This is a genomic window from Geodermatophilus sp. FMUSA9-8 (genome assembly GCF_037034165.1).
Lineage (GTDB): Bacteria > Actinomycetota > Actinomycetes > Mycobacteriales > Geodermatophilaceae > Geodermatophilus > Geodermatophilus nigrescens.
The window spans coordinates 319244-345386 of the sequence record NZ_JBAGKE010000005.1 but is presented as its reverse complement, the minus strand read 5'-3'; the positions used below and the strand labels follow the sequence as shown (position 1 = coordinate 345386).

25 protein-coding genes and 1 pseudogene are annotated in these 26143 nt (G+C 75.0%); 13 read left to right on the top strand and 13 right to left on the bottom strand.

The window, feature by feature from the left end; genetic code table 11:
* A partial coding sequence (locus tag WA616_RS13415) for a UDP-glucose/GDP-mannose dehydrogenase family protein (RefSeq protein ID WP_336030485.1) occupies window positions 1-292 on the top strand: 292 nt, incomplete at its 5' end.
* A 4-nt stretch (window positions 293-296) separates the two neighbouring features.
* On the opposite strand, the gene WA616_RS13410 is transcribed toward WA616_RS13415, so the two are convergent.
* The 3 genes and pseudogenes from WA616_RS13410 to WA616_RS13400 form a co-directional block, all read right to left on the bottom strand.
* Complete coding sequence (locus tag WA616_RS13410) at window positions 297-731, bottom strand: sugar transferase (RefSeq protein WP_336030483.1); 435 nt, start codon at window positions 729-731, stop codon at window positions 297-299.
* A 406-nt stretch (window positions 732-1137) separates the two neighbouring features.
* A pseudogene (locus tag WA616_RS13405) lies at window positions 1138-1530 on the bottom strand (nucleoside-diphosphate sugar epimerase/dehydratase); the annotation flags it as partial.
* A gap of 480 nt (window positions 1531-2010) precedes the next feature.
* Window positions 2011-2211, bottom strand: coding sequence for a hypothetical protein (locus tag WA616_RS13400; protein ID WP_336030481.1), 201 nt, complete (start codon window positions 2209-2211; stop codon window positions 2011-2013).
* A gap of 181 nt (window positions 2212-2392) precedes the next feature.
* Between WA616_RS13400 and WA616_RS13395 the strand changes: the two genes are divergently transcribed.
* Window positions 2393-3247, top strand: coding sequence for a hypothetical protein (locus tag WA616_RS13395; RefSeq protein ID WP_336030479.1), 855 nt, complete (start codon window positions 2393-2395; stop codon window positions 3245-3247).
* A gap of 1 nt (window position 3248) precedes the next feature.
* Here the strand turns inward: WA616_RS13395 and WA616_RS13390 are convergent, their stop codons facing one another.
* Window positions 3249-3404, bottom strand: coding sequence for a hypothetical protein (locus WA616_RS13390; protein ID WP_336030477.1), 156 nt, complete (start codon window positions 3402-3404; stop codon window positions 3249-3251).
* A gap of 269 nt (window positions 3405-3673) precedes the next feature.
* Between WA616_RS13390 and WA616_RS13385 the strand changes: the two genes are divergently transcribed.
* Complete coding sequence (locus WA616_RS13385; RefSeq protein WP_336030475.1) at window positions 3674-3922, top strand: hypothetical protein; 249 nt, start codon at window positions 3674-3676, stop codon at window positions 3920-3922.
* A gap of 12 nt (window positions 3923-3934) precedes the next feature.
* Here WA616_RS13385 and WA616_RS13380 read toward each other — a convergent pair whose 3' ends face one another.
* Both WA616_RS13380 and WA616_RS13375 read right to left on the bottom strand, forming a co-directional pair.
* Window positions 3935-4480 (bottom strand): sugar transferase, encoded by a 546-nt coding sequence (locus WA616_RS13380; RefSeq protein WP_336030474.1) that lies wholly within the window; start codon window positions 4478-4480, stop codon window positions 3935-3937.
* A gap of 170 nt (window positions 4481-4650) precedes the next feature.
* Window positions 4651-5871, bottom strand: a complete 1221-nt coding sequence (locus tag WA616_RS13375) for a hypothetical protein (RefSeq protein ID WP_336030473.1) — start codon at window positions 5869-5871, stop codon at window positions 4651-4653.
* A gap of 237 nt (window positions 5872-6108) precedes the next feature.
* Between WA616_RS13375 and WA616_RS13370 the strand changes: the two genes are divergently transcribed.
* Window positions 6109-7152: an alpha-hydroxy acid oxidase gene (locus WA616_RS13370; protein WP_336030471.1), complete on the top strand. Its 1044-nt coding sequence runs from the start codon at window positions 6109-6111 to the stop codon at window positions 7150-7152.
* 4 nt (window positions 7153-7156) lie between these two features.
* Here WA616_RS13370 and WA616_RS13365 read toward each other — a convergent pair whose 3' ends face one another.
* Complete coding sequence (locus tag WA616_RS13365) at window positions 7157-8194, bottom strand: glycosyltransferase (protein WP_336030469.1); 1038 nt, start codon at window positions 8192-8194, stop codon at window positions 7157-7159.
* Between the two features lie 382 nt (window positions 8195-8576).
* Here WA616_RS13365 and WA616_RS13360 point away from each other — a divergent pair, with 382 nt between their 5' ends.
* The 5 genes from WA616_RS13360 (at window position 8577) to WA616_RS13340 (ending at window position 14196) form a co-directional block, all read left to right on the top strand.
* Window positions 8577-10121 carry an exopolysaccharide biosynthesis polyprenyl glycosylphosphotransferase gene (locus tag WA616_RS13360; protein WP_336030467.1) on the top strand — a complete coding sequence of 515 codons (1545 nt, stop codon included), beginning with the start codon at window positions 8577-8579 and terminating at the stop codon, window positions 10119-10121.
* A gap of 200 nt (window positions 10122-10321) precedes the next feature.
* Window positions 10322-11140: a sugar phosphate nucleotidyltransferase gene (locus tag WA616_RS13355; protein WP_073418020.1), complete on the top strand. Its 819-nt coding sequence runs from the start codon at window positions 10322-10324 to the stop codon at window positions 11138-11140.
* A gap of 127 nt (window positions 11141-11267) precedes the next feature.
* On the top strand, window positions 11268-12296 hold the full coding sequence (locus tag WA616_RS13350) for an NAD-dependent epimerase/dehydratase family protein (protein WP_336030464.1): 1029 nt from the start codon (window positions 11268-11270) through the stop codon (window positions 12294-12296).
* On the top strand, window positions 12293-12862 hold the full coding sequence (locus tag WA616_RS13345; protein WP_336030463.1) for a dTDP-4-dehydrorhamnose 3,5-epimerase family protein: 570 nt from the start codon (window positions 12293-12295) through the stop codon (window positions 12860-12862). The genes WA616_RS13350 and WA616_RS13345 overlap by 4 nt, the downstream gene beginning before the upstream one ends.
* Window positions 12859-14196: an NAD(P)H-dependent oxidoreductase gene (locus WA616_RS13340; RefSeq protein WP_336030461.1), complete on the top strand. Its 1338-nt coding sequence runs from the start codon at window positions 12859-12861 to the stop codon at window positions 14194-14196. The genes WA616_RS13345 and WA616_RS13340 overlap by 4 nt, the downstream gene beginning before the upstream one ends.
* Before the next feature lie 59 nt (window positions 14197-14255).
* Here the strand turns inward: WA616_RS13340 and WA616_RS13335 are convergent, their stop codons facing one another.
* A complete protein-coding gene (locus WA616_RS13335; protein WP_336030459.1) occupies window positions 14256-15407 on the bottom strand; it encodes a glycosyltransferase in 1152 nt (383 codons plus the stop codon).
* Window positions 15408-15635: 228 nt separating this feature from the next.
* Here WA616_RS13335 and WA616_RS13330 point away from each other — a divergent pair, with 228 nt between their 5' ends.
* Window positions 15636-16904 (top strand): glycosyl hydrolase, encoded by a 1269-nt coding sequence (locus WA616_RS13330; RefSeq protein WP_336030457.1) that lies wholly within the window; start codon window positions 15636-15638, stop codon window positions 16902-16904.
* A 183-nt stretch (window positions 16905-17087) separates the two neighbouring features.
* A complete protein-coding gene (locus tag WA616_RS13325) occupies window positions 17088-18179 on the top strand; it encodes a glycosyl hydrolase (protein ID WP_336030455.1) in 1092 nt (363 codons plus the stop codon).
* A 3-nt stretch (window positions 18180-18182) separates the two neighbouring features.
* Here WA616_RS13325 and WA616_RS13320 read toward each other — a convergent pair whose 3' ends face one another.
* From WA616_RS13320 to WA616_RS13305, 4 genes are read right to left on the bottom strand one after another with little or no spacing between them, the layout of a single operon-like run.
* Entirely contained in the window at window positions 18183-18737 is a 555-nt protein-coding gene (locus WA616_RS13320; protein WP_336030453.1) for a hypothetical protein, read from the bottom strand.
* Between the two features lie 52 nt (window positions 18738-18789).
* Window positions 18790-20004 (bottom strand): acyltransferase family protein, encoded by a 1215-nt coding sequence (locus WA616_RS13315; protein WP_336030451.1) that lies wholly within the window; start codon window positions 20002-20004, stop codon window positions 18790-18792.
* Entirely contained in the window at window positions 20001-21248 is a 1248-nt protein-coding gene (locus WA616_RS13310; protein WP_336030449.1) for a hypothetical protein, read from the bottom strand. Before WA616_RS13310 ends, WA616_RS13315 begins: the two co-directional genes overlap by 4 nt.
* 42 nt (window positions 21249-21290) lie before the next feature.
* On the bottom strand, window positions 21291-22124 hold the full coding sequence (locus WA616_RS13305) for a hypothetical protein (protein WP_336030446.1): 834 nt from the start codon (window positions 22122-22124) through the stop codon (window positions 21291-21293).
* A 296-nt stretch (window positions 22125-22420) separates the two neighbouring features.
* Here WA616_RS13305 and WA616_RS13300 point away from each other — a divergent pair, with 296 nt between their 5' ends.
* On the top strand, window positions 22421-23782 hold the full coding sequence (locus WA616_RS13300) for a hypothetical protein (protein ID WP_336030444.1): 1362 nt from the start codon (window positions 22421-22423) through the stop codon (window positions 23780-23782).
* A 112-nt stretch (window positions 23783-23894) separates the two neighbouring features.
* The gene (locus WA616_RS13295) at window positions 23895-25043 is read left to right on the top strand and encodes a glycosyltransferase family 4 protein (protein WP_336030442.1); all 1149 of its coding nucleotides are present in this window, start codon (window positions 23895-23897) and stop codon (window positions 25041-25043) included.
* On the opposite strand, the gene WA616_RS13290 is transcribed toward WA616_RS13295, so the two are convergent.
* Window positions 25016-26104 (bottom strand): glycosyltransferase family 4 protein, encoded by a 1089-nt coding sequence (locus WA616_RS13290; RefSeq protein WP_336030440.1) that lies wholly within the window; start codon window positions 26102-26104, stop codon window positions 25016-25018. The genes WA616_RS13295 and WA616_RS13290 overlap by 28 nt on opposite strands.
* Window positions 26105-26143: the final 39 nt, after the last annotated feature.

Below are 26143 nucleotides of genomic sequence, written 5' to 3'. Positions count from 1 at the left end.
GCAGCTGCAGCTGCAGGGCGCCATCGTCCGCGTCACGGACCCGGCGGCGATCGAGAACAGCCGGCGCGAGTGGCCGCACCTGGACTTCGCGGCGACGCCGGAGGAGGCCGCCGAACGGGCCGACGCCGTCCTGGTGCTCACCGAGTGGCGCGAGTACCGCGAACTCGACCCGGTGGCCTTCGGCACGGTGGTGAGGGCGAAGCGGGTGCTCGACGGGCGCAACGCCCTCGACCGCGAGGCCTGGACCGCCGCCGGCTGGACCTACCGCGCGCTCGGCCGCCGCGCCGGCTGAGCCGTCAGTAGGCGCCCGAGCCGCGGAGCACCGCGCCGGCCGTCTTGCAGAGGATCATGAAGTCGAAGGCCAGCGACCAGTTCTCCACGTAGCGGACGTCGATGCGCACCGAGTCGTCCCACGACAGGTCCGACCGGCCGCTCACCTGCCACAGCCCCGTCAGGCCCGGCTTGACGAGGAAGCGGCGGTGCATGTCGACGCCGTACTGCTCGACCTCGCGGGCGAGGGGCGGACGCGGGCCGACGAGGGACATGTCGCCGCGCAGCACGTTGATCAGCTGGGGCACCTCGTCGATCGAGTAGCGGCGCAGCACCCGGCCCACCCGCGTGACGCGCGGGTCCTGCCTCATCTTGAACAGCACCCCGTTGCCCTCGTCGGACGTCGCCAGCTGCGCCACCAGCGCCGGCGCGTCCTGCACCATGCTGCGGAACTTCAGCATCGTGAAGGTCTCGCCGCACCGGCCGACGCGCTCCTGCCGGAAGCACCGGCCCGCGGCTGTCCAGGCGCACCGCCAGGGCGACCGCGATGAGCACGGGGGACAGGAGCAGCAGCCCCAGCGCGGCCACCGACCGGTCGAAGATCTCCTTGGTCCACCGGCGCACGCCGGTGAGCTCCGGCCGCTCCACGTGCAGCAGCGGCAGGCCGGCGACCGGCCGGATGTGCACCCGCGGGCCCACCACGTCGGTGACGGCGGGCGCGAGGAGCAGCTCGGCGTCGGTGTCCTCGAGCTGCCAGCCGAGGCGGCGCAGCACCGCGCCGTGGATCTCCGGTCCGGGCAGCACGGCGACGGTGTCCACCTCGAAGGCGGAGACGACGTCGACGACGTCGGCCACCCCGCCGAGCACCGGCAGGCCGTTGAAGGCGTCCGCGCCGCTGGACTGCTCCCGCGTGGGCAGGCAGCACCCGATCACCTTGTAGCCCTGCTCCGGGCTGCGCTGGAGCTGCTCGTCGAGGGCGGCGACGGTCTCCCGCGACCCGACCAGGGTCGTCGTCTGGAGGAAGTCGCCGCGCTGGCGGGCCCGACGCAGGTGGTGCCGGTGCGCCGCTCGCGCGACGAGGGTGAGGACCGTGGCCAGCGGCAGGGTGAGGACCACGAAGCCCCGGGCGACGTCGAGGCGCAGGCCCCAGGAGACCGTCCCGACCAGGGCGAGCACGAGCACGGCCGCGCCGACGACCCGGCGGTACTCCTCCACGCCGATCCAGAGGAACCGCTCCTCGTAGGTCCGGGCCACGAGCATGACGGGCACCCAGAGGAGGGGCAGGACGAGCGCGGACCAGACCGGCGGGCGCGGACCGCCGGCCGCGAACACGTCGAACCACAGCAGGTAGCCGGTGACCGCCGCGACGGCGGCGGCCAGCGCGTCGAGCGCCGCGGTGCGCCGGACGTAGCGCGCACGCCAGGCTCGCCGGGCGGCGGTCCCCTCGCCGCGGATGCCCGGAGCGAACAGCTCCCAGCCCGCGCGCGGCGGGGGTGCCGCGGACATGCGTCTGGACCGGTCGACACCGGTGGCGGACATGGCCTCACTCCCCGTTGACCCCGTGCGGCGGACATCGGAGGCGACACGTCCGCGCCGGGTCATTGCGCCACGGGAAGCGGAACGGCACCACTCCGCCGTCGGGATGGACGTATCCACCGGGCGCGGCCCCGACACGCCGCGACCGGGGTCGTACGGGGAGGAGTCAGCCGGCCAGGCGACCGGGTGACGCTGCCGGAGGGGTCAGGCGGCGGGCCCGCCGGTGGCCGCGGCGGCGCGGAGGTCGTCCTCGAGGCCGGCCAGGACTGCGTCGACCTCACGGCGGAGGTCGGGTCCCACCCGGGCGGCGGCGACATCGGCCAGGCGGATGCCCCGGCCGATGACCAGCGCGAGCGCGGTGGCGAGGACCAGCCAGCCCAGCCCGATGATCACGAGTGCGGTCACGGGTCCTTCGTAGGGGACCCGCGTGCCCTCCCGGCCCGGAGCGCGCGGGCAAGAGTTGCCGACAGCGGCGTCGTCCGGAGTGGAACGTCGGCAGGAGGCGACTCCTGTCCCGCGGGTACCACCCACCCCGACGGGTGACGGAGGGGTCACGTCCGGACCGGTTCCTGCCGATGACGCACGCGTGTGGACGTGGATCGTCGGCGGGCTCGCCGCGTGGCTGCTGGTCGCCGTTGTGCTCGGGGTCGTGCTCGGCAAGGGCATCCGCCTCGCCGACCGCAGCTCGCCCGGCACGGGTGTGCAGCCGCCGCTGACCACCGCCGCGCTGAGCGGCGCTCCCGCTCCCGCGCCCGCGCGCCGCCGCCTGCCCCTCCCGCCGGTCGGGATCGCCCTCGCCCTGCTCGCCGTCGCCCTCGAGGCCGTCGGCTACGCCCTGCGGCTGAGCGGCGCCCGCGGCCAGCTCGCGCAGACCCTGTCGATGGACGCGCCGTTCTCCCTCCCGCGGCTCTACGTGGCGGCCCTCTTCGGCGCGGCCGCGCTGGCCGCCGTCGCCGGTGCCGCCCGCAACCCCGGCCGGCGCACCTGGTGGCTCGCCGTCGGCGCCGTCACCGCGGGCATCGCCACGGTCAAGGCCGGCGGCACGGTGCACGTCACCGCCGTGCAGGCGCTGTCGTCCCGGACCTCCGAGGCCGTCGCCACCGTGGCCGGCGTCGCGCTGGCCGCCGCTGTGCTCGCCGTGCTGGCGTTCGTCAGCCGCGCCGAGCGCCGTGACCGTCGTCGGGTCCTCTCGGCCTTCGCCGTGTACGCGACCGCCTCGGTCGGCCTGTCGGCCGTCTCGGGGGTGGTCGGCAGCGGGCTCTACCCGATGGCGACGTTCGTCGAGGAGTCGGGGGAGGCGCTCGGTGGTGTCGCGGTGCTGATGGCGGTGCTCATCGGCGTCGCGCCGAGGCTGGTGCTGCCGGCCGCGGCCCTGCGCCGTCGCGACGACGCGCTCTCGCTCGAGGCACCCGCCGTGCGGGCCCCGGCGACCCAGGACTGAGTCAGCGCAGGACGAGCGGGCGGCGCGGCGTCGGCAGCGCGTCCCCGCCGCGGACCCCGCGATCGGCCACGTCGGCGCGGCGCAGCGCCGAACCCAGCAGGAACCCCAGAGGGAGACTCAGCGCCACCCAGGCCAGGCAGACGACTGCGACGACCACGGTCACTCCTCGTCGAACGACCAGTCCCCCGAGCCCCTGTGGCTCCGAGAGAGCGCTGCCCCGCGAGAGGCCTCCGTAAACCCCGCCGTGGCGTCGCGTTCCGCGACCGGCACGGGTCCTGTGCGTGGCGACGCCCCGCGACGCGCGGCGCGCAACGCGGGGTGCGCTTGTCGGCTCCACGCACTGCGGGTCAGCATGCAGACCTCGATCGCGCCGGTGACGCTCGTCACCGCGGTCGAGCTACCGGCCCGGCAGGCTCGAGGTGAACGATGAACGCCTACGTCGTCATCGGGCTGCTCTGGTTCCCGGTCACCGCCCTCCTCGCGCTGGCGATCGGCCGTGCCTTCCGCGCCGCGGACCGGCGCGACGACCGGCGCTCGCCCCCGGCGTCGCCCGTGACGCGGCACCCCCTCGCCGGCACGGACCCCGACCTCCCGGTCACCGTCGACGCCGACACCCTCACCTGGTGGTACGAACTCGAGGGTCCCGGTCCCGACCGGCACCGCGACGACGCCTGACCGCGCACCGGGTCACGCCCCGGCCGAGCGCACCGCGCGGGTGAGGGCGCGCAGGTCCAGCAGCGGGGACCACTCGCGGACGTAGCGCTCGGCCGCGGCGCGCTCGTCGCCGGTGGACGTGCCGGGCAGGTGGCGCAGGCCGACCAGTCCCGGCCGCAGCAGCAGGCGGACGTCGCCGTCGGGCCGGTCGTCCTGCTCCGGGGACACGGCCCGCGGGCCGACCAGCGCCATGTCGCCCCGCAGCACGTTGACCAGCTGCAGCAGCTCGTCGAGGCAGGTGCGCCGGACCAGCTCGCGGACGGGGCTGCTGCCGTGCCCCGCCGGCGGCAGCGTGCGCAGCCGCAGCACGGCGAACGGCCGCCGCTCGCGCCCGGCCACGGGACGGCGGTCGAGCAGCGGGCCGTCGTCGGTGCTCCAGATGACGAGCGCGACGAGCAGCAGCCACGGGACCGTGCAGACGAGCAGGACCGCCGCGATCAGCCGGTCCAGGACGGACTTCAGCAGGGCCGGGCCGGGGGACGCCAGCGCGGCGGCCCGGCTGCCGGGGGCCAGGGACACGGTCAGCACCTCCCGGGGCGGGAGGCGCGGACGGGTGGGTCGGGAGGGCGGGCAGGCACGCCCGGGGTCGTACGCATGGGTCTGGTCCTCGGGGAACGCGGCTGGGTGCCGCAGGGCGGGTACGGACGGCGGCGGGCGGGCGCACGAGGGCGTGCGCCGGCCGGGGCCGCTCAGTCCGGCCGCGTCGCCGGGTCGCCGGCCCGGCTCGCCACGAGGCCGACGGCACCGGTGAGGCCGGTGCGGCAGGCCGTCGGGTCGTCGGCGGTCCAGCCGCCGGCGAGGGTCGCCGCCGTCGCCTCGACGCCGCCACGGGTGCGCTCGTCGGACCCGGAGGCCGTGGTGCCGCAGCCCCCGGAGCCGAGCTGGCCCGGGGTGGGCACGGGCGCCGGCGGTGGTGCCAGCGGGCGCGGGGGAGCCGCGGGCGGCCCGGGAGGTGGCGGCGCGTTGCCGCCCGTCCCCGCTGTGAGCGCGGGCACGGGCGCGTCCGGCCCGGTCCCGGAGGGCGCGACGGCGGTGGCCCGGGAGGCGGCGGGCACGGGCGACGGCGGCCCGCGGCCTGCCACGGCCGAGGGCCGGGCCGCCGTCCCAGCGTCGCACGTGCCGACGACCGAGGCGCTCCCGGGCCCGGCGGTGTCGGCGGGGACGTCCTGCGCCGCCTCCGCCGACGGCGCGGGCGCCGCGGCGGGCTCGGTGCCCGACTCCTCCTCGGCCACCGCCGGCTCGGCGGGCGACCCCTCCGCGGGCTCCGCCGGCGCCCCGGGGACCGCCCCGGCCGGCGTCTCGGCGGCCGGCGCCTCCGCGGGCGTCTCCTGGGCGGGCGCCGGCTCGGTCCCGGTGCCGTCGGGCGTCACCACGGGCGCCGGGCCGGGGGTGTCGACGACCGGCTCGGACACGACCGGCTCGACCACGGGCTCGATCACCGGCGCGGTCACCGGATCGGTCGCGACCGGCGGGGTGTCCACGGGCACGGGGGGCCGCGGCGGGACGACCGGCGCGGGAGCGGGCGGAGTGGGCCGCGGGACGGGCTCCTCCTCCGGCTCGTCGGCGGGCGGCGCGGGGGCCGGCGGCGTCACCGGCGGGGGAACCGGCGCGGGCGGCGGCGGGGTCGCCGGCTCGGGCTCCGGCTCGGGGGCCGGCGCGGGCTCGGCGACCGGCTCCGGCTCGGCCGTGTCGCCGTCCTCCGGCGCAGGGGCCTGGGACCCGCCGTCGGTGGCCGTCGGCGCGTCGGCGCGGGCGTCAGGAGCGAGCGCGGCCAGCACGACCCAGGCGGCCAGGGCCAGCGCGCAGGCCAGGACGAGGCGGAGGGGCCACGGCGCACGACGCCGCCCGGTCGGCAGCCCGCGGCGGGCCGTGCCGATCGGCAGGGGGCCCACCGGCACCCGGCTCGTCACCCAGCGCACGGTCGGCGCTCCGGCGGCCGGCGTCAAGTGCCGCCGCGGCCGTCCTGACGCGACGCGCGGGGAGCGGTCACGGGCCGTGGTCACCCGCACGAGCAGGGTGCGGCACGCGGGACGGTCCGGGCGGCCCGCTGGTCAGTACGCTCGGCGCCCCCGTCCCGGCCGGCTGACCCCGGCCGGCCGCTGGAGAGGAGGCGGGCCGGGACGCCCGGCCCACGCAGCATGCTCGCGTTGCTCGCTGACCACAGGGACCAGGCACGGACCCGGCTGCGGCCGGAGGTCTGGGACTACTACGAGGCCGGCTCCGGTGAGGAGGTCACCCTCGCCGAGGCCGAGGCCAGCTGGCGGGAGTTCCGGCTGCGGCCGCGCGTCCTGCGCGACGTCTCGCGCGTCGACCTCACGACCACACTGCTCGGCGCCGAGCTCGCCTCGCCGTTCGTCGTCGCGCCGATGGCCTTCCACGCCCTCGCCCACGAGGACGCCGAGTGCGCCACCATCCGCGGCACCGGCGACGCCGGGAGCCTCACCGTCATCTCCACCCGGGCCTCCCGGACGATCGAGGAGATCGGCGCCGCCGCCACCGGGCCCTGGTGGTTCCAGGCCTACCTGATGCGCGACCGCGGCCTCACCGAGGCGCTGGTCCAGCGCGCCGCGGCCGCCGGGGCGCGCGCCGTCGTCCTCACCGTCGACACCCCGTACGTGGGCAAGAAGGACAAGGTCAGCGGCACCCGGATCGCCGTCCCCGACGACCAGTACCTGGTCAACCTCGCCCAGCACCTGGTCCCCGGCGCCGTCGGCCGCGAGTCGGCCGAGCAGGACCCGTCGATGACGCCGGACAGCATCGCCCGGCTCGCCGACGTCGGCGGCCTGCCCGTCCTGGTCAAGGGCGTGCTCCGCGGCGACGAGGCGCGCCGCTGCGTCGACGCCGGCGCCGCGGGCGTGATCGTCTCCAACCACGGCGGCCGCCAGCTCGACCGCGCCGTCCCCAGCGCGCACGCCCTGCCCGAGGTGCTCGAGGCCGTCGGCGGGCAGGTGCCGGTCCTGGTCGACGGCGGCATCCGCAGCGGCACCGACGCGCTCGTGGCCCTCGCCGCCGGCGCCGACGCCGTCCTCGTCGGCCGCCCCGTCCTCTGGGCGCTGGCGGCCGGCGGGGCGCCCGCCGTCACCGCGTCGCTGCAGGCGCTGACCGCGCACCTGCAGCACGTGCTGGCCGTGGCCGGCGCCACCTGCCCGGCCGACCTCGACCCGAGCATGGTGGTCCGGGCGCGGGCCTAGGCGCTCAGCGCAGGCGGTCGCGCACCGCGTCGCCCACCAGGTCGCGGACGCCCTCCCAGAAGCCCAGGCCCCAGCCGACCTGCATGGCGACCAGCGCGGCCGGCACGGCGCGGCGGTCGGCGTCCCCGGGCGCGGTGCGGGCGATCGCCACCGACGCCGCGCCGACCGCCAGCGCGTACGGCGCGACGGCGGCCGCGGCCAGGCCCGGGCGGCGCACGGCCACGCCGGCGGCCAGCGCCAGCCAGACGACCAGGGCGGGCGGGGCGAGGTGCCGCGGGCTGACGCCCTCGGGGTGCCGCAGCGCGACCGCCGGCTTGCCGCGGCCGTAGCGCCGGTACTGGCGCCACAGGTCGCCGATCGTCTCGCGGACGTTCCAGGCGATCTCCAGCCGCGGGTCGAACAGCAGCTCGCCGTGCGCGCGGGCCCGCTGGTCGAACTCGAAGTCCTCGTTGTTGGCGATCCGCTCGTCCCAGCCCTCGAGCTCGCGCACCAGCGCGAGCGGGTAGGCGCCGAAGGGCACGTGGTCGACGACGGTCTCCTCGGTGCCCCAGTGGTAGACCGAGCCGCCGACGGCGAGCTTCGAGTTGAGCACCGCGGCGATCGCCCGGCCGACGGGGGAGCGGCCGACGGCGGCCTTGCGCCCGCCCACGCCGGCCCAGCCGCCCTCGGAGAGCCGGGCGACGGCGTGCGCCACGTAGCCCTGCGGGATCGTCGAGTGCGCGTCGACGCGCACCATCCACGTGCCGCGGGCCGCGGCGACGGCGGCGTTCAGGCTCGCCGGGATCGACGCCACCGGGTTGGAGACCACGACGACGCGCGGGTCGGCGGCGGCGCGGGCGTGCAGCAGCTCGGTGGTGCCGTCGGTCGAGCCGTTGTCGACGACGACGACCTCGAGGTCCACGCCCTCCTGGGACAGCACCGAGTCCAGGCAGGCGCCGATCGTGGCGACCTCGTCGCGGGCCGGGACCACCACGGTGACCTCGGGCGCCGTCGCCGGGCCGGCGGGGGCGGCCTCGGGACGCGGTCCTGCAGCGGGTGCCATGCCTGCTCCTCCAGTCGTGCGGACCGCGCCGTTCGGTCACCGTCCGTGACGAGGAGGTTAGCGGGTGGCGCGGGCGTCCCGGGGTCCCTCGGACGGGGCCACGTCACACGGACGGAGAGTGACCTGCACAACAGGTGACGGACGGAGTCCGGACACGTCGGCAGCACGAGTCGTCCCCGCGTGACCAGTCCGTAACTGGATCGGGTCAGGCACTGAGGGTGACGAACCACCGGTGGCTGACACAGGAGTTCCGGCTCCGCTCACACGGACGTGGACGACTGCCCGTGCTGACACTCGGTAGCCGTTAGCGTTCCCCACCGGTGGCTCGGACCACCGGTTCGGCAGGGGCGCGTGGCCCCGCCGGGAGGGGAGCAGGGGGAACATGACGGCGACACCGCGTGAGTTCGGGACGCAGCCGTTCGACCTCCCGCTCGGGCGACCGCCCGCCGGCTCCGACGCGCCGGTCGCGGCGCCGTCCGACCCCGAGGTGGTCGCGGCGACCGGCCTGCCGCCGGTCCCCGCCGTCCGGACGCGGGAGAGCGCGGCGCCGCTGGACTCCGCCGCGCGCTTCGGCGTCCGGCCGCTGCTGCTGGGCCTCGACCTGCTGGCCGTGGCCGTGGGCCTGGTCGGCGCCGAGCTGGTCGGCCGCGGGCTCGGCGACGACTTCCCCGCGCGCAAGACGGCCGCCTTCGCCGCCGTCCTCCTGCTCGCCCTGGCCCAGGCCGGGCTCTACCGCTCGCGCCTCGCGCTCTCCGTGCTCGACGACCTGCCCGCCCTCGCCGGCCGGTGGACCGTCGCCGCCGGCATCGCGGTGCTCGGCCAGGTCCTGTGGTCCAACGCCCTGTGGCAGGACTACATCATCGACTGGCAGTTCCTCTGGGGCGCCCTGGCCATCGGCGTGCTGGTCGTCGCCCTCCGGGCGGTCGGCTACGCCGTGGTCCGCAAGCTGCGCCGCCGCCGGCTGGTCGTGCACCGCACGCTGATCGTCGGCGCCGGGCGCGTCGGTCACCAGGTGGCCGACATCCTGCGCGAGCACCCCGAGTACGGCCTGCACCCGGTCGGCTTCCTCGACGCCGACCCCCGCTACCTCGCCGGCCCCGCCGGCCTGCCCGTGCTGGGCGCCCCCGCCGACCTCCCCGAGGAGCTGCGCGACGGGCGCGTGCACAACGTCGTCGTCGCCTTCTCCTCGATGAAGGAGTCGGAGATGGTGAAGCTCATCCGCACGTGCGACCGGTACCGCTGCGAACTGTTCGTCGTCCCCCGGCTCTTCGAGCTGCACCACGTCGACGACGACATGGACACCGCCTGGGGCCTGCCGCTCGTGCGGCTGCGGCGCTCCACCTACCGCAGCCCCGCGTGGCGGGTGAAGCGGATGGTCGACGTCGCCGCCTCCGGGTTCGCTGTCGCCGTCCTCGCGCCGCTGCTCGGCCTCATCGCGCTCGCCGTCCGCCTCGACAGCGGCCCCGGGATCCTGTTCCGGCAGGAGCGGGTCGGCGTCGACGGCCGGACCTTCCAGGTGCTGAAGTTCCGGTCGATGCGCGCCACCGCGACGGAGTCGGCGACCACCTGGAACATCGCCCGCGACCCGCGGGTCACCCGGGTGGGCCGGTTCCTGCGCAAGACCTCGCTCGACGAGCTGCCCCAGCTGTTCAACATCCTGCGCGGCGACATGAGCATCGTCGGCCCGCGCCCCGAGCGGCCCCACTTCGTCGAGGAGTTCCGCAGCGCCTACCCGAGCTACGAGGCGCGCCACCGCGTGCCCTCGGGGCTCACCGGCTGGGCGCAGGTGCACGGCCTGCGCGGCGACACCTCCATCGCCGACCGGGCCCGCTTCGACAACTACTACATCGAGAACTGGTCGCTCTGGCTCGACCTGAAGATCATCCTGCGGACCTTCAGCTCGGTCTTCCGCGGCGCCGGCGGCTGAGCCGTCCGGTCGTCTCCCGGCCCGCGCCGTCCGCCACGGACGGCGCGGGCCCGGTCCTGCGCGGACCCCGTCACCGTGCGTCCAGTCGCCGATCACCGATGGGGGTCACCCGACCCGGTGCGACCAGGCCCGAGCGGGTTCCGCACCTGCGCCGTTCCCCCTAGCCTCGCTCGCGATCCCGCCTCACCTGGAGTAGCCACATGACCGAGAAGGTCGACGTCCCCACGTCCGAGATCCCCGTCGTCATCCTCTGCGGCGGCATGGGCACGCGCCTCCGTGAGGCGTCCGAGCAGCTGCCCAAGGGCCTGGTCGACATCGGCGGCCGGCCGGTGCTGTGGCACATCATGAAGACCTACAGCGCCCACGGCTACCGCCGGTTCGTCCTCTGCCTCGGCTACAAGGGCGACCTGATCAAGCAGTACTTCGTGGACCACCGGGCGCGGATGAACGACTTCACGCTCAAGATGCGCGGTGACCACGACCTCGAGTTCCACACCAACGTGGCCGAGGAGGACTGGGAGATCACCTTCGCCGAGACCGGCCTGACGACGGCGACCGGCGCCCGCATCGCCCGGGTGGCGCAGTACCTCGACGCCCCGCGCTTCGCCCTCACCTACGGCGACGGCGTCGGCGCGGTCGACCTCACCGCCGAGCTCAAGGCGCACATGGCCTCCGACAAGCTCGCCACCCTCACCGGCGTGCACCCCAGCGGCCGCTACGGCGAGATCGTCATCGACGGCGACGACGTCACCGCCTTCAACGAGAAGCAGCCCCAGACCGGCTTCATCAACGGCGGCTTCTTCCTCTTCGAGCGGCCCTTCGTCGACGAGTACCTCGACGCCGACGCCACCGACGAGATGCTCGAGCACTCGCCCCTGCAGCGGCTGGCCCGCGACGGCCGGCTCGGGATCTACCGCCACGAGGGCTTCTGGATGGGCATGGACACCTTCCGCGACTGGAAGGAGCTCAACGGCCTCTGGGACGACGGCAAGGCGGAGTGGAAGGTCTGGCAGGACTGATCCGCCCGGCCGGCCGGGACCTCCCCGGCCGGCCCCGGCCCCGCCCGGCGGCGCGGCCACCCCACACACCACCGACCGGTCCCGGACGCGGACCGGACAGCACACGGCAACGAGATCGGGGAACGACGTGCGAGTACTGGTCACCGGGACCGAGGGCTACCTCGGCTGCCTGACCGCGCAGGAGCTCATGCGGGCCGGGCACGACGTCATCGGCGTCGACACCGGCTACTACAAGAACGGCTGGCTCTACCCGGGCCTCGAGCACGTCCCCGAGACGCTGGCGCTCGACATCCGCAAGCTCGGCCCCGAGCACCTCGAGGGCGTCGAGGCGATCGTGCACATGGCCGAGCTGTCCAACGACCCGATCGGCGACCTGATCGGCGACGTCACCTACGACATCAACCACCACGGGTCGGTGCACCTGGCCCAGGTGGCGAAGGCCGCCGGCGTCCCGCGGTTCGTCTACATGAGCTCCTGCAGCGTGTACGGCGTCGCCGAGGGCACCGTCGACGAGAGCAGCCCGGTCTCCCCGCAGACCTCCTACGCCCGCTGCAAGGCGCTGGTGGAGAAGGACGTCTCGGCTCTGGCCACGGACGACTTCTCGCCGACGTTCCTGCGCAACGCCACCGCCTTCGGCGCCAGCCCGCGGATGCGCTTCGACATCGTGCTCAACAACCTGTCGGGCCTCGCCTGGACGACGGGCAAGATCGCCATGACCAGCGACGGCTCGCCGTGGCGGCCCCTGGTGCACGCGCTCGACATCGCCAAGGCCATCCGCATGACGCTGGAGAGCCCCCGCGAGCGGGTGCACGGCGAGATCTTCAACGTGGGCAGCGAGGGCAACAACTACCGCGTCCGCGACATCGCCGAGATCGTCGCCGCGGAGTTCCCCGGCTGCGAGCTCACCTTCGGCGACCCGAGCGCCGACAACCGCAGCTACCGCGTCGCCTTCGACCGGATCCGCCAGGTGCTGCCCGGCTACGACACCGACTGGGACGCCAAGGCCGGCGCCGCCCAGCTGCACGCGATCTTCAAGTCGATCGACATGGACGACGCGACCTTCACCGGCCGCGGCCACACCCGGCTCAAGCAGATCGAGTACCTCATGCGGACCGAGCAGGTCGACCCGCAGCTGTTCTGGAAGGCCGCCCTGTGAAGTACACGCCCCTCGGGGTGGACGGCGTCCACCTCGTCGAGATGACGCCGTTCACCGACGAGCGCGGCGCCTTCGCCCGCTCGTTCGACACGGCGGAGTTCGAGGCGCACGGCATGCGCTCCGAGGTCGCCCAGTGCAACGTCTCGTGGAACCACCGCGCGGGCACGCTGCGCGGGATGCACCTGTCGCTGCCCGGCCACCCGGAGTCGAAGTTCATCCGGTGCACCCGCGGCGCCATCGTCGACGTCGCCGTCGACGTGCGGCCGGACTCGCCCACCTACATGCAGCACGTGCAGGTGGAGCTCACCGCCGAGAACCGGCTGGGCCTCTACCTGCCGCCGCACCTCGCGCACGGCTACCAGACGCTGACCGACGACACCGAGGTGCTCTACATGGTCAGCGTCCCGTACGCGCCGGGCGCCGAGGTCGGCTACCGCTACGACGACCCCGCGTTCGGCATCACCTGGCCGCGCGAGGTCGCCGTGGTCAGCGACAAGGACGCCGCCTGGCCGGCCTTCGACGCCGACGCCAACGCCGAGCGCTTCCGCGCCGGGGTGCCCGCGTGAACCCCGTCGTCGGCGGGGCCGTCGACACGCTGCTGCTGCAGCGGCAGGCCGAGGGCCGCCCGGTCCGCATGGGCCTGGTCGGCGCCGGGTTCATGGCCAAGGGCCTGGTCAACCAGGTCGTCAACAGCACCCCGGGCGTGCAGCTGACCGTCGTCTGCAACCGGACGCCGGCCAAGGCGCACGCCATCGTCACCGAGGCCGGCGCCACGCCGGCCGCGGCCGAGTCGGTCGCCGACGTCGCCCGCATCGCCGCCGCCGGCGACGTCGCGGTCACCGACGACATCGCGCTGGTCACCGGCAGCGATGCCGTCGACGTCGTCGTGGACGCCACCGGCGCGGTCGACTTCGGCGCGGAGCTGGCGCTGGCCGCCATCACGGGCGGCAAGCACCTGGTGCTGCTCAACGCCGAGGTGGACGCCACGCTCGGCCCGCTGCTGGTGACGAAGGCCGACGCGGCCGGCGTCGTCTACTCCGGGGCCGACGGCGACCAGCCCGGCGTCCAGGCCAACCTGATCCGGTTCGTCCGCCAGATCGGCCTGCGCCCGCTCGTGGCCGGCAACATCAAGGGCCTGCAGGACCCCTACCGCAACCCCACCACCCAGGAGGGGTTCGCCAAGCGCTGGGGCCAGGACCCGTGGATGGTCACGAGCTTCGCCGACGGCACCAAGGTCAGCGTCGAGCAGGCGCTGGTGGCCAACGCCTTCGGCCTGACCGTGCCCAAGCGGGGCCTCTACGCCATGGACCACACCGGTCACGTCGACGAGCTCGCGCAGCGCTACGACGTCGAGGAGCTGCAGGCCCTCGGCGGAGTCGTCGACTACGTGGTGGGCGCCAAGCCCGGCCCGGGCGTGTACGTCATGGGCACCCACGACGACCCCAAGCAGCGGCACTATCTCGAGCTCTACAAGCTCGGCACCGGGCCGCTGTACAGCTTCTACACGCCGTACCACCTGTGCCACTTCGAGGTGCCGACCACGGTGGCGCGGGTGGCGCTGCTCGGCGACGCGACGATCCGGCCCGCGGGGGCGCCGCAGGTCGACGTCGTGACGGTCGCCAAGACCGACCTCGCGGCCGGCACCGTGCTCGACCGGCCGGGCGGCTACCACTACTACGGGGAGGCCGAGCGGGCCGACGTCACGCACGCCGACCGGCTGCTGCCCGTGGGCCTGGCCGAGGGCTGCCGGCTGCTGCGCGACGTCGCCAAGGACGAGGTCATCGGCTACGCCGACGTCGAGCTGCCCCAGGGCCGGCTCGTCGACCGGCTGCGCGCCGAGCAGGACGAGATGTTCTTCGGCAGCGCCGCGGCGGCGTCCCTGGCGGCCTCGCCCGCCTGACGCGACCGGGAACGACAGCGGGGGCCGCCTGACGACGTCAGGCGGCCCCCGCTGCGCGTTCAGACGGTGCCGGGGGTCTCCAGCTGCGCCAGCAGCGGGCGGACGGCGGCGGTCCAGGAGTGGTCCTCGCCGACGGCGCGCGCCCCGGCCAGCCCGAGCTCGGTGGCCCGGTCGGGGTCGCCGAGCAGCGCGACGATCTCCTGCGCCATCGCGGCGGGCTCGTCGGCGACGACGACGCCGCGGCCGACGAGGTCCTCGAGGCCCTCCGCGCCGATCGCCGTCGCGACGACCGGGCGCCCCGTGGCCAGCGCCTCGAGGATCTTCATGCGGGAGCCGCCGCCGGTCAGTAGGGGGGCCAGCGCGACGCGGGTGCGCTGGTACCAGGGCGCGAGGTCGGGCACGGTGCCGGTGACCTCGACCGACGGGCCGGCCAGCGCCTGCACGGCGGGTGCGGGGTTGCGGCCGACCAGCTGCAGACGGGCGCCGGGCACGGCCTCCACCACGCGCGGCCACACCTCGCGGGCGAACCACGCGGCGGCCTCGACGTTCGGGCCCCACGACAGCAGCGCCACGAAGCTCACCACCGGGTCCTGCGCCGGCGGCAGCGGGTCGGGCTCGTCCCAGGCGTTGGGCACGACGAGGACCCGCGGGTGGTCGACGATGCCGGCCAGGGTGTCGCGGTCGAGGTCGCTGACCACGGAGACGACGTCGGCGCGCCTCGTGCGGCTCTCCAGGCGGCGCAGCGCCCACGCCTCGGCGGCCCAGGCGACCTTCTTGACGCCCGTCGCGGAGGCGGCGATGCGCCCGGCCAGCGAGGACTCGATGTTCTGCATGTCCACGACGTACGTGCCGCGGCGCCCGGACGGCGCGTAGGGCATGAACTGGACGTGCCCGACCAGCGTCACGTCGGTGCCCTCGGCGACCGCCTCGCGGACGGTGGCGGCCAGCCGGCGGTCCCAGAAGCGGGCGGCGGTGATCGACTGCCCGACCCGCAGGCCGTCGAGCAGCCCGCGGACCGAGCGCTGCAGCGGGACGCTGCGTACGTCGATGCCCTCGGCGCGCAGGGGAGCGGCGTCGTCGTCGGGCGTCTCGAAAGCGCACAGCGTGACCTCGCCGTGGCGGCGGAGCGCCCGGACCAGCCCCAGCGTCCGCCGCTTGTCCCCGCTGTTGGGCGGCCAGGGGACGAACTTGGCCACGACGACGCTGCGCACTGCGGAGGACCTCCAGGAATCGGGACTCGATCGGACCGACCCAACCAGACCGGCGGGCGTCTCGGGGGGCCGCGCGGCCGCACCTCCCTCGATGTGACGTGTGTGGCACTCGGTGAACGAGTACTCAGAGTGTTCTGGTCAACGCGCTCCGCATGTGTCAACCTGAAAACGTCACTGATGTGATTTGGCTACTCACGCCGAGTAGTCCCCACTCGACGCTGGAGCCCCGTGTCTTCCCACGCCCGCCGCCGCGCCGCCTCCCCGCTGCGCCGCACCACGGTCGCCGTCCTCTCTGCCACCGCCGTCATCGCCTCGCTGGCCGGCTGCCTGCCCGCCGCGGGCGCCCCCGCCGCGCAGGCCCCGACCGCCGCGACGACGTCCCCGCAGCCGGCCGCCGTGCCGCCCGTGACGACGCCCGCCCCGGTCCCGACGACGCCGGCCGAGGTCCCCCCGCCGCCCGCCCCCACCCCGGCGCCCGAGCCCGCGCCGATGGAGGAGGAGGCCCCCGTGGCCGAGGCCGACACCGAGGCCCCCGCGGCCGAGGAGCAGGTGGCCGCTTCCGCCGCGGGCCTCGCCCCGGCCGAGGCGGCGCCGCCGCCGGTGCTCTCGCAGCCCGGAGCGGTCCCGGCCGCCGGCTGGTTCTCCGGCGCCTCCGGCTACGGCACGGTGAACGGCAGCTTCGGCAACTGGCGCGGCCGCCCGCTGGAGATCGCGGGCACCTGGGCCGACAACAACAACGACCAGGTCGGCCTCTGGACGCTCGACGAGTGGCGCGACTTCGACGGCCCCGTCGACATCGCCATCGGCGCCATCGGCCCCGGCGAGACGTGGGCCGCGGCCGCGCAGGGTGCCTACGACGCCCGGTGGCGGCAGTCGCTCACCAACCTCGAGGCCAAGCGCGGCGACCGCGGCACCGTCTACATCCGGTTCGCCCACGAGATGAACGGCAACTGGTACCCCTGGTCGGTCGACGCGTCCGAGGTGACCGCCTTCCGCCAGGCGTGGCAGCGGTTCCGTGCACTGCAGCAGCAGGTCTTCCCCGAGTCGCGGCTGGTCTTCAACGTCAACCGCGAGTCGGTGGGCGCCGGTGTCGACTGGCGGCAGATGTTCCCGGGTCAGGGCCAGGTCGACGTCATGAGCGTCGACTACTACAACCAGTGGCCGGCCGTCTCCACCGCCGCTGAGTGGGCGGCGAGCATGGACGACGTCGACCAGTGGGGAGCGCCCAAGGGTCTGGAGATGCACCGCCGGTTCGCCGAGTCCCAGGGCCTCCCGCTGGCCATCTCGGAGTGGTCGGGCAACGCGGACTTCACCGACACCGCGGCCTTCATGCAGGGCATGTACGACTTCTTCCGCACCCACGCCGGCACCGGCGCCGGGGACCTGCTCTACGAGGTCCTGTTCAACGTCGACGGCTACGACCTCAAGTTCTGGCTGTTCGGCAACGGCACCGTCCGGCTGGCCCAGTCCGCGGCCGCCTACCAGCGCCTCTGGTGACCGTCCGTCACCGAGGAGCGGCGCTGCGTTGGTGGCGCCGCTCCGCGGTGGCGACGTAGAGTGACGGAAGGCCCGGGGGCCGCGGTGCGTCGCCGACGCACCGGTGGGGCCCGGACGGCACGGTGCAGTGGGTCGGGGCCTCCCAGGTCCGGCTGCGGTCGGCGACTGTGACGGAGGGTCCACGTGGCGGCACCGACCGACCGGGACGGCGCGCACGCGTCCGTCCTCGACGACGTGGAGCAGCTGCCCACGCCCCGCCGGGGCCACTCCCGCGCGTACCTCGCCGGGGTCGCGGCCGCCGTCGTCGCCCTCCTGGTGCTCGTCGGGGTCATCGTGCTGAACGCCGGCGACGACGACGGGGGCGGGGGGACCGGCAGCTCCGACCCGAGCGGGTCCGCCGCGCCCACCTGGCTGTCGGGGGCCGCGGGCACCGGCGTGGCCACCGGGGACTTCGCCGAGTGGCGGGGCAGCCCCGTGACGATCGTCGGCCAGTGGTCGGACACGAACGAGGCGATGGTGTACCTCTGGGGCCTCGACGAGGGGTCCGAGTGGGAGGACTACGAGGGCCCGATGGACGTCGCGATCGGCGCGATCGGCGAGGGCGAGTCCTGGGCCGCCGCCGCGCAGGGCGCCTACGACGACCGCTGGCGGCAGTCGCTGACCAACCTCCGCGAGATCCGCGGCGACCGCGGCACCGTCTACATCCGGTTCGCCCACGAGAGCAACGGCAACTGGTACCAGTGGTCGGTCGACGCCACCGAGGCTGCCGACTTCCGCGCCGCCTGGCAGCGCTTCCGGGCCCTCCAGCAGGAGGTCTTCCCCGAGTCGCAGCTGGTCTTCAACGTCAACCGCGAGTCGGTCAACAGCGGCATCGACTGGCGCGAGACCTTCCCCGGCGCCGAGTACGTCGACGTGTTCAGCGTCGACTACTACAACCAGTGGCCCTTCGTCGGTACCGCCGAGGAGTGGGCCGAGAGCATGGACGACGTCGACCAGTGGGGTGCGCCCAAGGGCCTCGAGGCGCACCGGCAGTTCGCCGAGTCCGTCGGCCTGCCCATGGCGGTCTCCGAGTGGTCGAACAACGCCGAGTGGGGCGACTCGCCCGCCTTCATGCGGGGCATGCACGACTTCTTCGCCGAGCACTCCGGCGACGGCCCGGGTGAGCTGCTCTACGAGATCCTCTTCAACGTCGACGGCTACGACCACCAGTTCTACGTCTACGGCGACGACGTCCTGATGCCCGAGGCCGCGGAGGCCTACCGCGACCTCTGGTGAGCCTCAGCTCGCCCGGCGCACCCGGTCGCCCTCCCGCCGCGCGCGGGCGGGCCGGACGGTCGCCAGCGGGGCGAGCACGCGGCTCCCGGCCGGGACGTCCTGCATGACCAGGGCGCCCGGTCCGACCAGCACGTCGTCGCCCACCGTCACGCCGCCGATCACCATGGCGCCGGGGCCGAACTCCACGCGGTCGCCGATCACCGGCGCCCCGCCGTCCCGGGTGCCGGCGCCGAGGGTGACGTTGTGCCGCATCAGGCAGTCGTCGCCGACGACGGCGCCGTCGACGACCACCACCGAGTGCGGGTGCGGCAGCCGCAGCCGGCGGCCGATGCGCGCGGTGTGCGGCAGCTCGACGTTGTAGAGCCCCTTCACCAGCATCCACGCCAGGCGGCACAGCGGCCGGGCCGCGCGCGCCAGTGGCGACCTGCTCGTGTGGGCCGCCCGGCTGAGCCGGTGCACCACCAGCGCCTGCATGCCGGTGGCCGCGGGGTTGTGCCGGTGGGTGCGGAGGTCCTCACGGACGAGGTGCCACACCGAGGTCTGCGCGTCGCCTGCCACACCGCCACCATGCCACGATGCAACAGGGGGTTGCACCCCCGGGTCGCCCGGTTCAGCGAACGGGGGAGGTGCTCCCGTCGACGGCCGGCGGGGCGCCGTCCGCTGTTGCCGGCACGGCCGGCGCACGGTCGGCGGGCACGGCGTCGGCCGGGACCGCGTCCGGGGCGCTCGTGCCCGCGGTGGCGCCCGGCGGGATCGCCGAGGACCCGCTGAGCCGGTCCTTGAGCCGCAGGAACGGCCGCTCGACGAGCAGGTAGCTCAGCGTCGCCGCGGCGAACGCGGCCGGGACCGCCAGCGGCGTCGTGCCGACGACCGGCAGCGCGATGTCCTCGGGTGCCAGGAACAGCTGCTGCCACAGGTACAGGCTGTAGGAGATCAGCCCGACCGCGGTCAGCACGCGCCAGCGCAGCACCCGCGTGAAGACGCTCGGCGTCTCCCGCGTCACCGCCACGAGCAGCAGCACGCCGCCGCCGAGGGTGACCACCGTCAGGCCGAAGGGGAGCTCCCAGTAGCCGCCGAAGCGCTTGGACAGCAGCGAGGAGCCGACGATCGCCACCAGGGCCAGCGGCACGGTCGCGCGGGCCCCCGCCAGGCTCCGCAGGCGCGCCCAGGCGGCCGGGTAGGCGGTGGGCAGCAGGGCCAGCAGGCAGCCGAGCAGCAGAGCGTCGGCGCGCGCGTGGAACATCATCCAGACGTCATCGCGGGCGCTCTCGACCAGCACGTAGTTGCCGAGGCGGATGGCGGGCGCGGCCACCAGGTAGGCGACGGCGATCCACACCGCGCGCTGCGGGCGCAGGAACGCCAGCGCCAGCGGCCACAGCAGGTAGAACTGCTCCTCGATGGCCAGCGACCACGTGTGGCCGAGCCACCAGCCGTCGGCCGCGGGGGAGTAGTCCCAGACGAACAGGCCGGCCGAGAGCAGTTGCGCGCCGCTGACGTCGACCGCCCCGGCGACGGCGAGCAGCGCCACCACGGTGAGGAAGACGTAGAACGCGGGGAGGATCCGCAGCGTCCGGCGCAGGTAGAACGCGCCGAAGTCGACCCGGCCGGTGCGCGCCCGCTCGCGGGTGAGGATGCCGGTGATCAGGTAGCCGCTGAGGACGAAGAACAGCGTCACGCCGACGGCGCCGCTCGAGACGGCCGACAGCAGGCGCGGGACGCCCGCCTCCTCGTCGGTGAAGGCGCCGATGGTGTGGTCGCCCACCACCAGCAGCACCGCGATCCCGCGCAGCCCGTCCAGCGTCGCCAGGCGACGTCCTGCACTCACCGGGAGCCCTCCGTCCCCGCGCCGACCAGGTCGTCCGCCCGCCGCTCGTCCGGGTTCCCGGGCGGTGCCGGGCGCGCGACGGCCGGCATGAGGCAGATGAAGAAGAGCGTGATGAACACCTGGGTGTGCTGGAGGAACGAGGCGTTCACGTAGACGTACAGGACGAGCAGGCCGAGCGTCCACGGCCGGTCGCGCACCCCGCGGCCGAGCATCAGGAGCAGGGCGCCGAGGATGCCCACGACGCCGAGCAGCCCGTACTCGAAGGCCACCTTCGGGATGATCGGCTGCGTGACCGCGGTGAGCCCCTCGGCCTCGAGGTGGTCGTTGGCCGTGCCGGCGCCGTGCCCCACCGCCGCGCTGACCGGGTCCTCGATCGAGGGCGGCAGCAGCTCGTAGTAGGGCTGGATCAGCCGGATGCTGGAGCTGGTGTTGGACTCGCCGGCCTCGGTCGAGCGGTCGAGGTAGCGCTCGCCCAGCGGCGTCAGGAACGCGACCACGGCCGCCACGGCCAGCGCGGGCACGATCGCCAGCAGGTTGCGGCGGCGGCTGCGGGTGAAGGCCAGCACCACGACCGCCGGGATCAGCACGACGAAGCCGCTGCCGGCCAGCGGCGGCACCATCCCGACGAGCAGGACGGTGATCACCAGCCAGTGCGCGCGCCGCCACAGCGCCAGCGCTGCCGCGGCACCGAGGAAGAGGCTGAGGAACGACGGCTCGAGGAACACGATGCCGTTGGACCGGTAGATCGCCTCGCCGTAGGCGATGGGGTCGGCGGTGTTGTAGTCGACCAGCAGCAGGCCCTCGGGGACGAACCACAGCATGCGGTCCTCGTAGGGGATGCCGGCGTACTGCGACGCGAGCTGGCCGATCGAGACGACCGCGAAGAACGTCATCAGGCCGAGGAACACCTTCTCGACGCGGGCCACGGCCGCCGGCGTGATGTCGGCGGCGACGGCGGCCACCACGTACAGCACGACGATCAGGGCGAGGGAGAACAGCGAGGGCATGCCGCCCAGGACCACCTGGGCGAGCGTGCAGACCGCCGCTGCGCCCCAGACGACCGCGAGGAGCCGCAGGTTGCCGAGGGAGAAGCGGAACTCACCGGTGCGCAGGCCGACGGCGAGGAGGAACAGGACCACCGGCACCATGACCGGGGCCTGTTCCTCCGTGACCGGCACCCCGAGCCGCTGGAGGAGGATCGAGAGCACCAGCAGCGCGATCGTGCAGGGGGCCGTGTCGCGCACCGAGCGCCCCGGGCTCCGGGACGCGCGCACCGTGGACGTCATCTAGTCGCGCGCCCGCGGGTTCCGCCTCCGGCCGAGGAGGAAGAACACGATGCAGAGCCCGATGGCGAGCCCGAGGCCCGCCCCGAGCACCACCGTCGTGGTCAGCGGCAGCGACGACGGCGCCTCCGGCGTGGTGGCCTGCCGCATGAGGAAGGCCTGGCCGGTGAAGGCATCAGCGGCGGCCCGCAGGCTCTCCTGCTGGCCGATCAGGTCGGCCAGCCGGGTCTGCGCGTCGGCGCTGCGGGCGGCGGCGCGGTCGGCGCGGCCCTGGGTGATGGCGTAGGCCGGGGAGTTGACGTTCAGGCCGGCCAGCTCGCGGTTGACCGCGTCCAGCTCGCCGTTGGCCGCGTTCAGCTCACCGGTGAGCCGGTCGATCGAGCTCTGCAGCAGGTCGGCCTGCTGGCGCAGCGCGTCGGCCCCGGAGACCCGCACGTAGTCGGTGTAGGCCGTGGTGACGGTCTCCGTCGTCGCCCGCGCCTCCTCGGCGTCGGCGCCGCTGCCGGTGATCACGATCCGGCTGGTGCCCTCCTGGATCTCGACGCTGACCACCTCGCGGAGGTCGTCCTCGTCGACGCCCAGGGTGGAGGCCGCGCTGCTGATGACCGGGTCGGACTCGATGACCTCCGCCTGGTCGACGACCTGCCGGTCGAGGGCGTTGGGGTCGGTCACCGGGTTGTCGTCGCCGAGGTACTCCAGGGCGCCGGGCGACCACAGCAGGTGGGACTCGCTGCTGTAGACCGGGTCGGTCAGCGAGGCGCCGGCACCGGCCGCGGCCGCCCCGAGGAGCGTGGCGAGCGTGGTGATGACCACGGCCTGGCGGGTCCGCGGCCGCATCCCGGGGCGCTTGGACGGTGCCGGGCCGGAGGATGCGGGATACTGGGGTCCGCGCTCTGGTTCGTCGGCAGAGGACATGCCGAGGGCAGGGGGCGTTCCGGTCGCAGTCAGCAGAGCCTCCACAGTCGGTGCCCGCGAGGGGATCTCCCCTCGGACAAGCGGGCAGTCATGGGCGAGCATCCGACGGTAGTGCAGTTCCGTTTCCAGAAGTAGGCGTGCGAGCGTCGTCACGGTCTCGTGGGGCAGGATCACCCGATCGGGTCGGGGGAACGGGACCAGCCGTTACCGTGTCGTCCGTGAGCGCGGTGTCCGTGGCCGGGGGCCGGCGTGGAACGGTCGTCCGGCTGGCCCGTCGTGCGGGCTGGGGCGTCGTCGACCAGGCCCTCTCGAGCTTCAGCAACCTGGCGTTGTCCCTGGTCGTGGCCCGGGCGGTGGACGCGCACGACTTCGGCGCCTTCACCGTCGCGTTCAGCGTCTTCTCCGTCGCCGTCCTGCTCTCGCGCAGCCTGACCGGGCAGCCGCTGGCCATCCGGTTCGCCGGCGAGGACGCCGCGGCCTTCCGCCGCGCGACCGGCTCGTCCACCGGCACGGCGCTCACACTGGGTGCTGCCGCCGGTGCGGCCGTCGTCGTCCTCGGGCTCGTCCTCGGCGACACGGTGGGCCCGGCCCTGGTGACCGTCGGGTTGCTGCTGCCCGCCCTCCTGCTGCACGACTCGTGGCGGGCGGCGTTCGCCGCGCAGGGCCGCCAGGACCAGGCCGCCCTCATCGACGGCGCGTGGGTGGTCCTGCAGCTCGCCGGGGTCGCGGCGCTGTGGTGGGCCGGCGTCGAGCACACCGTCCTGTACCTGGCGGTGTGGGGCGGTGCCTCGGCGTGCGCGGCGGTGTTCGGCGCCCTCCGCGGCCGGGCCTGGCCGCAGGTGTCGCGCACCGCCTCGTGGCTGCGCGCCCACTGGGACATGACCCGCTTCCTGCTCTTCGAGTCGATGCTCGTCCAGGGCGCCATGCAGGGCGCGCTGCTGCTGGTCGGCGTCCTCGGGAGCCTGAGCGCGGTCGGCGCCCTGCGCGGGGCCGCGGTGCTCGTCGGCCCGGTGTCGCTGGTGGCGATGAGCGCCTTCTCCTTCTGCGTGCCGGAACTCGCCCGCCGCCGCGGACTGCCCGCGCGGCGCAAGGTCCAGCTCGCCCTCGCCATCGGCACCGTGATGGCCGCGGTCGGGCTGGTGTGGGGCGTCGTCGCCCTGGTGCTGCCCGACACCGCCGGCGTCGCGCTGCTCGGCGACTCGTGGCCCGGCGTGGAGTCGGTGCTGTGGCCCACGGTCATCGGCCAGATCGCCAACCTCTTCGCCATCGGCGCCACCTGCGTCCTGCTGTCGATGGGCGCCACCCGCGCCGTCTTCGGCATCAACGCCACCGTGGCCGTGCTGCTGGTCGTCCTCGGTGTCGGCGGGCTGCTGCTCGGCGGGGCGGTCGGCGCGGCGTGGGGCTTCATGGCCGCGTACTGGCTCGTCATGCCGCTGTCGTTCCGCGCCATGTGGCGGCTGGTGCACCGGCCGGACGCCGCGGGGGACACGGCGGGGGACACGGCGGTCGCCGCGGCCCCGGACGCCGGTGCCGGCCCGGGCGACGCGGCCGTGGCCGTGTCGCCCGGACGGGAGAACTGACACGTCTCGATCGCCCGGTGCGGGCGCGGCGACCGTAGGGTCGGCGCCGCAGACGGGGGCGAGGGAGCGGAGGACGGGGATGGCCGGTCGGGGAGCGGACGACGCACGTCCCGTGCTGATCGTCCGGGGCCACACCGCCGGGGCGGCGGCCGCCCGGCCCGACGGCGCCCCGGCGCAGCGGGCCGTCGACTACGTGCTGCTCCGTGACGAGCTGGGCGCGCGCATCCTCGACCTGGCCGACGTGGAGGCGAGTCGGCTCGCCCGGCTCGTCCGCCGCGTCGCGGGCACCTACGCGGCCCTGTCGGTCACCGCCTTCCGCCGGCGGGACTCGGCGACGGCGTTCGTCAGCAACTCCGAGAACGAGGCCATCATCATCGGCCTGCTGCTCAAGCTCACCCGCCGCCGCATCCCCGTCGTCGCGGTCGGGCAGTACCCCGCGAAGCGGCAGAAGTGGGCGGCCTGGCGGCTGGCCAAGGTGCACACCCACATCCACCGCCTCCTGCCGCTGGGCACCGTGCAGGCCGAGCGGCTGCACGCACTCGGCCTGCCGCGGGAGAAGGTCGAGGTGCTGCCCTACGGCATCGACACCGACTACTGGCACCCCGACCGCGCCACCGCGCCGGAGGGGACCCGCCCGTACGTCATGGCCGCCGGGTTGCAGCACCGCGACTACGCCACGCTGGTCCGCGCGGCCGAGGGCCTCGGCGTCGACCTGCTCATCGCGGCGGCGAGCCCGTGGAGCAAGAGCGCCGACCAGATGAGCGGGACGCCGCAGCCGGACTGGGTGCGCGTCGAGTCGCCGTCCCTGGCCGAGCTGCGCGACGCCTACGCGGGCGCGCTCGCCGTCGTCGCCCCGGTCGTGGAGACCGACTTCCCCGCCGGGACGACGTCGGTGCTCGAGGCGATGGCCATGGGCAAGCCGGTCGTGGCGGCCCGGTCGGAGGGCGCCGGCGACGTGGTCGCCGACCGGCGGCGGGTGCTGCGGCGCGGTCCGCTGCGGGCGACGTCGGCCACCTATGCGGGGCGATTCGGGTCCCCGTCGGCGCAGGGGCAGACCGGCCTGTACTTCCCGGTCGGCGACGCCGACGAGCTGCACTCGGTCCTGCGCTGGGTGATCGACCACCCCGAGGAGGCGGCCGCCATCGGCGCCCGCGGGCGGGTCGTGGTCGAGGAGGTCCACCGCGTGCAGGACTACGTCGGCCGCATCGCCGACGCCGTCCGCAGCGGGTTCGCTCAGGGCGCCGCGGCGACCTCGCGGTAGACCTCGCGCATGCGGCCGGCGACCTGCTCGGCCGTGAAGTCGCGGTAGCGCTCGGCGCCCCGCGCGCGCAGCGTCGCGGCCAGCGACGGGTCGGCGAGCACCCCGCCCAGCGCGTCGGCGATCTCGTCGGCCTCCGTGGGGTCGACCAGCCGGGCGGCGCCCCCGGCGACCTCGCGCATCGGGTCGCGGTCGGAGGTGACGACCGGCGCGCCGAACACGAAGCCCTCGATGATCGGCAGGCCGAAGCCCTCCTCGAGGCTGGTGGCGAGCACGCAGGCGCTGTCGGCGTAGAGCGCGGCGAGCTCGGCGTCGGTCTGGCGCGGGAGGAAGGTGATGCCCTCGTCGGGGGCGACGTCCCAGACCGCGGCGCCGTCGGGCACGCCGATGACCTTCAGGTCGACGTCGGGGTGCTCCTGGCGGACCTGCCGGAAGGCCTCGATGACCCGCCCGGTGTTGCGGTGGGCGGCCGTGCCGCCGCGGTGCAGCACGTAGCGCCGCCCGGTGCTGCCGGCCGGGCGCTCGGGGAGCGCGGCGGCGAACCCGTCGACGGTGTTGTAGACGACGGAGGAGGGCACGCCGCGCTCGTCGAGCAGCCGCGCGGTGGTCTCGCTGACGCTGACCAGTGCCTCCGACCGCAGCGTCGCGTACTTGAACGCCCAGCGGGCGTAGCCGAAGGAGACGCGCTCCTTCGGGGTGAGCCCCGCCGCCGCGTCCGGCTCGAGGAACACCAGGTCGTGCACGGTGGTGACGGACGGCAGGCCGCGGGTGTGCAGCGCCCGGGTGTTGTACGGGAAGTGGATGACGTGGCAGCCCAGCCGCCGGGCCAGCGCCGGGACGGCGACCTGCTCCCACACGATGAGGTTGCGCGGCGGCAGCCGGTGCAGCGTCACGTGCTCCGGCGCGCTCTCCGGTACCCACGCGGTGTCCTCGGGGACCGCCACGGAGACGTCGACGTCGGGCGCGTGCAGGGACAGCGCGCGGACCAGCTCACCGGCGAACCGGCCGAAGCCGTAGGGCTTGCCCAGGAAGAAGCCGTCGACGAGGACGTGCGGACGCGTCACCCCCGGAGAACCGCTCGACGGACGGAAGGGTTCCCGGGA